At 27.5% G+C, this 1,620-nt stretch carries 4 protein-coding genes; all 4 read left to right on the plus strand.

The genetic code is table 11. The annotated features are described in order from the left end of the window. Positions 1-211 (plus strand): hypothetical protein (locus FPG59_RS16785; RefSeq protein ID WP_176330776.1); only part of this gene is annotated, 211 nt, incomplete at its 5' end. Next, on the plus strand, positions 211-351 hold the full coding sequence (locus tag FPG59_RS16790; protein ID WP_176330777.1) for a hypothetical protein: 141 nt from the start codon (positions 211-213) through the stop codon (positions 349-351). The genes FPG59_RS16785 and FPG59_RS16790, both read left to right, overlap by 1 nt. Next, positions 348-1,013 (plus strand): hypothetical protein, encoded by a 666-nt coding sequence (locus tag FPG59_RS15920; protein ID WP_086455512.1) that lies wholly within the window; start codon positions 348-350, stop codon positions 1,011-1,013. Before FPG59_RS16790 ends, FPG59_RS15920 begins: the two co-directional genes overlap by 4 nt. A gap of 14 nt (positions 1,014-1,027) precedes the next feature. Beyond that, on the plus strand, positions 1,028-1,620 hold a 593-nt coding region (locus FPG59_RS15925; protein ID WP_176330778.1), incomplete at its 3' end, for an SIR2 family protein.

A 1,620-nucleotide genomic window follows, 5' to 3' on the forward strand; every position in this document is an offset into this window, starting at 1 on the left:
TAATAAATACATTGGGGAAGAAGTTGCTAATATCGAAGAGTCTAAAAAGGTTATGTCTAAATTATTTGAATATGGAATACCCTATTTTAGAGTTAAAGATTTTATAAATGAAATTGTTGCAAACGTTCCCGAAAATTTTTCCATATATGATATTAAAAGAACCATATACAATAATGAATCAATGAAGGAACTGAAAATTTATTTTGAATAATGAGTGAGTCACAAAATATAGAATGGGAACAAAATTGGCACGAGGTTATTGAATATGATAATAAAAAGTTGGAAGAATTAAAAGAATTATTACTAGCAAGAATGACAAAAGTTGAAACTAAAATTTCGCAAACATTATGAACTATATTCAAAGTACATCAGCTTTTCATGTAACTTGGTTAAGTAGATTAAATCCTATTTACAGAATTTTGAGTGATATTCAATATGTTGAAGATTTTTTTGAGAATGGGAATATTTATCTATCAAGTTTTAAAAATTTTAAAAAATATGAAGATGAAATGCAAGGTGATAGAACTGAAGGACAAAATCTAGTTGGTGGATTTAATGGCAAAGACAGTAGTCATTATGTATCTTATGAAGGGGGAATCAATGCTTATGTACTGTGTGCTACAAATTCTTTGAGTGAAGATGTAATTACAGATTTTAAAGGTATCGGTGCAATAAAAATAAAAGATTCAGTAAATTTTGGTAAAGAAATAGCAAGGAAATTATCTTTTGTTAATACAGGTATTGAAGGCGATTGTATATATGGAGATTCTAAAGTTCAAATATTAGAAAATGAACAGAATAAAGCATTTCATGATATTGATTTTGACAATCCAATTATAATGAAAGAGGAATTATCCCAAATAACTTTAGGGGTTGAAATGTTTATGAAGCATAAAAAATATGAGCATCAACAAGAACACAGGTTATTATGGTTTTCTGAAGTTCAAATTGAAAACGGAATAGTTATTCATTGTCCCGAGGCAATTAAATATTGTGATAAAATAATTTTTTGAAAGGCATATTTGAAATGGAAGAAATAAAAGAAAAAGTATTTACAATAATTCAAAATTATCTAAAAATACCACCCGTAATTATTTGGGGCTCTGGCGCAACAGTTCCTTTTGGACTTCCTAGTATGAATACATTAAATGGGATTTTAAAAGATAATATTTCAGAGTTTGATAAAGATTGTGAGAATCTTGAAGTTGAACTTGGTAAAGAAAAGTATCATGAAGTAATGCCACAAATAAGAAATATAATTTGGCATGCAATATCAACTGTTGATAATGAGGTATTACAAAAACTTTTAACTTCAAATAGTGATGATTTTAATGGAATTAAAAAGTTGGTTGAAAAAATCAGTGATGCTCATCCTAAAGTAACTAATATCGTTACTACAAATTATGACCGTATTATTGAAAATGTACTTTCATTTCACGGTATTCCTTTTACAGATGGATTTTTAGGTAAGGAACTTTCACTGTTTGATGAAAGTTTATTTTCTTCAAATAATATTGTCAACATTGTAAAAGTTCACGGATCTTTAAATTGGTTTGATTTTGGAGGGGAAATTCGATATTTACAGAATAATATTGAAAGTTCAGTTCCTCAAATTATTTG

The organism is Flavobacterium sp. FPG59, assembly GCF_002150205.1.
GTDB lineage: Bacteria > Bacteroidota > Bacteroidia > Flavobacteriales > Flavobacteriaceae > Flavobacterium.

What these genes read in the sequence shown, in the direction of transcription:
- FPG59_RS16790 (WP_176330777.1), top strand. Translation starts at nt 211, where the DNA reads ATGAGTGAGTCACAAAATATAGAATGGGAACAAAATTGGCACGAGGTT.
- FPG59_RS15920 (WP_086455512.1), top strand. Translation starts at nt 348, where the DNA reads ATGAACTATATTCAAAGTACATCAGCTTTTCATGTAACTTGGTTAAGT.